This window comes from Pantoea leporis (genome assembly GCF_028048155.1).
Lineage (GTDB): Bacteria > Pseudomonadota > Gammaproteobacteria > Enterobacterales > Enterobacteriaceae > Pantoea > Pantoea leporis.
This window is the reverse complement of the sequence record NZ_JALMEU010000016.1, coordinates 1-6,199: the sequence shown is the minus strand read 5'-3', so window position 1 is coordinate 6,199 and position 6,199 is coordinate 1. Positions and strand designations below refer to the sequence as shown.

3 protein-coding genes are annotated in these 6,199 nt (G+C 59.3%); all 3 read right to left on the bottom strand.

Translation table 11 applies throughout. From position 1 onward, the window contains the following. On the bottom strand, positions 1-1,648 hold a 1,648-nt coding region (locus MWH02_RS22905; RefSeq protein WP_271461512.1), incomplete at its 3' end, for an Ig-like domain-containing protein. Positions 1,649-1,918: 270 nt separating this feature from the next. After that, on the bottom strand, positions 1,919-2,437 hold the full coding sequence (locus MWH02_RS22900; protein WP_271461511.1) for a hypothetical protein: 519 nt from the start codon (positions 2,435-2,437) through the stop codon (positions 1,919-1,921). 549 nt (positions 2,438-2,986) lie between these two features. Further along, on the bottom strand, positions 2,987-6,199 hold a 3,213-nt coding region (locus MWH02_RS22895), incomplete at its 5' end, for an Ig-like domain-containing protein (RefSeq protein ID WP_271461510.1).

Here is a 6,199-nt window from a genome sequence, read left to right as displayed (position 1 = left end):
TGCGCAGGGCAATATCGGCCGGGCTGACGATCTCCAGCTCAAACAGCGCCGAGGCGACGTCGCCGGTGCTGGCCTGGAACTCATAGCGGCCGGCCGGCAGGTTGCTGCCCGGCGTCCAGCTCCAGGTGTCGCCGCTGAGGGTGGCGGTGGCGCTGCCGGCCCAGGTCGGGCTGCCGGCGAGGCGGTAATAGACGATAACGGTTTCAGCGGCGTAGACCTCGCCGCGCAGGGTCGGCGTGGCGTCATCGGTGAGCGCGCCGTTGCCGAGCGCGCCGGTGAAGCTGCCCGCGTCGTCAAACGCATCGGTAATGGTAACCGTGACGTTGTCGCCGGCAATCACGATGTCAAACGCCGCCGAAGGCGCGCCGGCGCGCAGTTGCTTACCAAAGGTCTCTTCGGCCATCAGGCGCAGGCTGTTAATGCCGTCTTTTAAGTCCTGCGATGGCTCCATCACCCACTTGCCGGTGATCTTGTCCGCCACCGCGCTGCCGATTTTTTCATTTTTGTCGTTGAGCAGGTAAACGATGCTGCCTTTCTGCGCGATGCCGGTCAGCGTCGGGCGTTTGTCGTCGGTGGCCTTGCCGGCGTCAAAGCTGCCGGTCACGGCGCCCTGGTCGTCGTAGAGGTTAATCAGCTCCGGCGCGTCCGGCGCGGTGGTATCCACAATCATGGTGCCGAGCGTCGGCGGGTTGCGGTTGCCGGCGTTGTCAAAGTGGCGGATGGAGAAGCTGTACTCGCCGTCGGCGTAGGGCGTCGGCGCTTCCCAGCGGTAAAAGCCTTCATCGTTTACCGGGACGCGGAAGGTGTCGGTGCCGATGACCAGCTCAATAAAGCCACCGGGCTCCAGCTTCTCTTTGTTACCAAACACCAGTTTGCCGTCGGCGCTTTCAAAGTAGAGGGTCTTGCTGCGGGCCAGCGGTTCGGTGGCGGCCGGTGCGGCCTCGCTGACCGGCGCGGCGGCCGCGTCACCGGTGTGTTCAACCTGCGCGCTGCCGTTGCCGGTAATGATGTTGAACGGCGCAGACGGCGTGCCGGCGCGCAGCTGTTTACCAAAGGTCTCTTCGGCCATCAGGCGCAGGCTGTTGCTGCCGTCTTTTAAGTCCTGCGCCGGCTCCATCACCCACTTGCCGGTGACCTTGTCCGCCACTGCGCTGCCGATTTTTTCATTTTTGTCGTTGAGCAGGTAAACGGTGCTGCCTTTCTGCGCGATGCCGGTCAGCGTCGGGCGTTTGTCGTCGGTGGACTTGCCGGCGTCGAAGCTGCCGGTTTTGTCGCCCTGGTCGTCGTAGAGGTTCAGCAGTTCAGGGGCGGCGGGGGCGCTGGTGTCAACAATCACAGTGCCGAGCGTCGGCGGGTTGCGGTTGCCGGCGTTATCAAAGTGGCGGATTGAGAAGCTGTAGTGGCCGTCGGCGTAGGCGGAGGGCGCTTCCCAGCGGTAAAAGCCTTTGTCGTCTACGGGGACGCGGAAGGTGTCGGTGCCGATGACCAGCTCAATAAAGCCACCGGGCTCCAGCTTCTCTTTGTTACCAAACACCAGCTTGCCGTCGGCGTTTTCAAAGTAAAGGGTCTGGCTGCGTGCAAATAAATCAATCATAAGGATCGTCCATAATGTGTTGTCAATGTAAGTGCGGCGCGGTTTACACGACATCGCACAGCGGCGGGAATGGTAGAGCAGCGTGTTACGGGCCTGTATCAAGAACCGTCTGCAAAGGAGGAAAACTCCTGGAGGAACGGAGAGAGAGAAAAGGGGAGAAGGGCCGGGCGGGCGGATACGACCACATGAGTTAACCGCAGCCGCAGAGGCTGGCCGTGTAATACCCGCCAAGACATGGTGCCGGCACGTTCTGAGTGGCTAAACAGCAAAAAAAAGCCACCGAACTTCGGTGGCTTTCCAGACAGATGATAGAGGATCTAACCGTTAAATCAGCTCGGTTTTCACCCCCTGCTGCACCAGCAGTTCCGCGTCGTCGCCGTGGCTGTACACCTCGTACTCCACGCCCGCAACCGTCACGGTGCCCTGCTGATGCTGCCATTCGCTGATATCGCTGCCTTCCGGCAGAATATCTTTCAGCTGCACCACATCGCCGGCATCGCCATTCACCATCAGCTGGGTTTTACCGTCTTCGATAAACAGATCTTTTTCGCCGTAATGCAGCAGCGCATTCAGATCGATTTTCAGCGTATTATCCCCGCTGCCGCGAATATCAAAGATCTCCACCGACTGAATCTCTGCTTTATGCTGAGATAAATCGAGCAGCTGATCTTTGCCGGTTAATTGCAAGGTATCCACCTGCGTTTCACTGCCGATGATGGCGTGCTCGGTTAATGCGTCGACGCCGTCAAGGACGTGGACGAGGTTTTCTACTTTATCCGCTGAAGGTTCGATTGCGTTAGGGCTGTATTCAATAGTTAAATTATCTATATAAAGATCATGCATGTATTGCTGAAACTTAAAACTTATATGATATATCTCAGGCTGTAGGGACTTATCTTCAAAATAATCTTGCATATTTAGCGACAAAACTTCTCCAGCTTTTATGATAATTGTAAATTCCTGCGGGTTACCCGCTTTTTTGTTTGATATATAAAGGCCTTCTATTCTAACGTCATAATTTGCTCTGTTCCAAATGTCACATTTGAAATTATCGAACAGAAGAAAATCTCCGACAAGATTGTTTCCTACGATGGCTTTAGTAGCCTCTCCTATAACAAAACATTTATCTCCAAACATATCAGGAGCATCATCTGGCGTGTCAACTACATGAGAGAGTTTATAATCTCCCCAAAAATCAGATACTCGGAAAATATAATCATCCTCAAAAAAATATATATTTCCAGGTTCAACATCACCCGCATCAAATCTCTCAAAATCAATTATTGAACTTTTAACAGGACCTCTATCCAAATTCAATTCGAATGTTTGACCCCAGCTTTCTGCGCCAGAATTTTTTACCTGGAAATCCCAGTCCCCCTTCGCCAGCGTCTTTTACGGCGTCCAGCTCCAGTTACCATCCGCACTGGCTTTCACGCTGAAGATTTTCTCACCCGCCGCATGCTGTGCACGGATCATCACCACGCTGTTTGCCAGCGCGGTGCCGCGCAGGGTCGGCGTCTGGTCATCGGTAGTATCACCGCTGGCGAGGCTGCCGGTCTCGGTACCAAAATCGTCAAACGCATCGATGATGACAGGCGCGCCAGGCGCTGCCGCGACGTATTCCACTACGAATTCGTCGCTCCACGCGCTGTAATGATCGCCGGTCTGCGCGCGGGCCTGGAAGTTCCACGTATTGCTGCTACTCAGCGCCGGTGAGGTCCACTCCCAGGTGCCGTCGGCTTTCACCACGGTGCTGCCCACGCTCGCCCACTGCATACCCGACAGGCATCTCTCGATGTGGATGATGGTGCCGGCCACGCCACGTCCGCGCAGGGTAGGCGTGCTGTCGTCGGTGGTGTCACCGTTCTTCAGGCTGCCGGTGACCGCGCCAAAATTATCCCAGGCATCGTCGATGATGGGCTGCATATCCAGCGTCGGGTCGATGGTCAGCTGGAAGCGGCTCCAGTCGCTCTGGCCAGCTTTCTGCACCTCAAAGGTCCAGCTGCCTGTCGCCAGCGCGGACGACGTCCACGTCCATTTGCCGCTGCCGTCTACGTTTACGGTGGTGGAGGCGTAGCTGTCGTTACCGAGCTTATAGCGCAGCGTGATGACGCTGTTAGCCGGGCCGCTGCCGCGCAGGGTTGGCGTGGTGTCATCGGTGGTGGCGCCGCTCGCAAGGCTGCCGGTCACCGGACCCGCGTTGTCGAGCGCGCTGTCGATGGTGGCGTCACGGTCCGCGTTGGAATCAATGGTCAGCTCATAACTGTTCCATTTGTAATCCCCCTGTTTTTTCACCTCAAAGGTCCACTGGCCGTCAATGAGCTCTGGCGCAGTCCATGTCCAGTTACCGCTGGCGTCAACGTTGATGGTGTCTTCATACATGGTGGCCAGGCGGAAATAGCGCAGCAATATCGTGCTGTTCGCCGCGCCGGTGCCGCGCAGGGTCGGCGTACTGTCATCGGTGGTGCCGCCATTGGCAATAAGGCCGGTGGTGGCACCGAAGTCATCCCATGCGCTTTCAATGATCGGCTTGCGGTCGGCGGTAGGTTCGATGGTGAGCTGGAAGCTTTTCCAGTCGCTCTGACCGGCCCTCTGTACCTCAAAAGTCCAGCTGCCCTTCGCCAGCGCATCCGGCGTCCAGCTCCAGTTGCCGCTGGCATCGACACTGACGCTGGTCGTAGTGTAGGTGCCGCTGCCGAGCTTATAACGTAAGGAGATCACGCTGTTGGCCGGGCCGGTACCGGAAAGGGTTGGGGTGGCGTCATCGGTGATACCACCACGCGCGATCAAGCCTTTCACATCCCCATAATTATCATAGGCGTAGTCAATAGTCGCATTGCGATCCACGGTTGGATCAATGGTCAGCGTAAAGCTACTCCAGCCGTTTTGGCCGGGCTTCTGTACCTCAAAGGTCCAGCTGCCCTTCGCCAGCGTATTCGGCGTCCATGACCAGTTGCCGTCTGCATCCACGCTCGCGCTGTCGAGGGTGTAGCCACCGTTGCCGAGCTTGTAGCGCAGGGTGATAACGCTGTTGGCCGGGCCGGTACCGCGCAGGGTTGGCGTGGTGTCATCGGTGGTCGCGCCGCTGCTCAGGCTGCCGGTCACCGGACCGACGTTGTCGAACGCGCTGTCGATGCTGGCGTTGCGGTCCGCGTTGGCATCGATGGTCAGCTCGTAGCGGCTCGCGCTTTCCTGGCCAGTCTTCTTCACCTCAAAGGTCCAGTGTCCCTCCTCCAGCTCTGGCGCGGTCCACGTCCAGTTACCGCTGGCGTCGACTTTAATCGTGACGCCGATGCTGCGGTCGCCGTTGCTGTACTTCAGCGTGATGCTGCTGTTGGCCGGGCCGGTGCCGCGTAGCGTCGGGGTGCTGTCGTCGGTGATCCCGCCGTTGGCAATGGTGCCGGTTACGGCGCCAAAATCGTCCCAGGCGCTGGTGATCACGGCATCGTGGTCCACGGTCGGGTCGATGGTCAGCGTGAAGCTGCTCCAGCCGTTCTGGCCGGCCTTCTGCACCTCAAAGGTCCAGCTGCCGCTGGCCAGCGTATCCGGCGTCCACGTCCACTTGCCGCTGCCGTCCACGTTTACTGTGGTGCTGGCGTAGCTGCCGCTGTCGAGCTTATAGCGCAGGGTGATGACGCTGTTGGCCACGCCGGTGCCGCGCAGGGTCGGCGTGCTGTCGTCGGTGGTGTCGCCGCTGCGCAGCGTGTCGGTCACCGGGCCCTCGTTATCCAGCGCGCTGTCGATGGTCGGGTAGCGATCGAGGTCCGGGTCGATGGTCAGCGTGAAGCTGCTCCAGTCGTTCTGGCCGGCCTTCTGCACCTCAAAGGTCCAGCTGCCTTCTGCCAGCGTATCCGGCGTCCACGACCAGGTGCCGTTAACATCTACGCTCACCGTGGTGGAGGCGTAGCTGCCGCCGTCCATTTTATAGCGCAGCGTAATGGTGCTGTTGGCCGGGCCGCTGCCACGCAGGGTCGGCGTGGTGTCGTCGGTGCTGCTGCCGCTGCTCAGGCTGCCGGTCACCGGGCCGACGTTGTCGAACGCGCTGTCGATGGTAGCGTTGCGATCCAGGTTTGGATCGATGGTCAGCGTGAAGCTGCTCCAGTCGCTCTGGCCGGCCTTCTGCACCTCAAAGGTCCAGCTGCCTTCTGCCAGCGTATCCGGCGTCCACGTCCACTTGCCGTTGCCGTCCACGCTCACCGTGGTGGAGGCGTAGCTGCCGCTGCCGAGCTTGTAGCGCAGCGTAATGGTGCTGCTGGCCGGGCCGCTGCCGTGCAGGGTTGGGGTGGTGTCATCGGTGGACGCGCCGCTGCTCAGGCTGCCGGTCACCGGGCCCGCGTTATCCAGCGCGCTGTCGATGGTCGGGTAGCGATCGAGGTCCGGATCGATGGTCAGCGTGAAGCTGCTCCAGTCGTTCTGCCCGGCTTTCTGCACCTCAAAGGTCCAGCTGCCTTTTGTCAGCGTATCCGGCGTCCATGACCAGTTGCCTGCATTGTCCACGCTCACCGTGGTGGAGGCGTAGCTGCCGCCGTCCATTTTATAGCGCAGGGTGATGGTGCCGTTGGCCGGACCGGTGCCGCGCAGGGTTGGGGTGGTGTCATCGGTGGA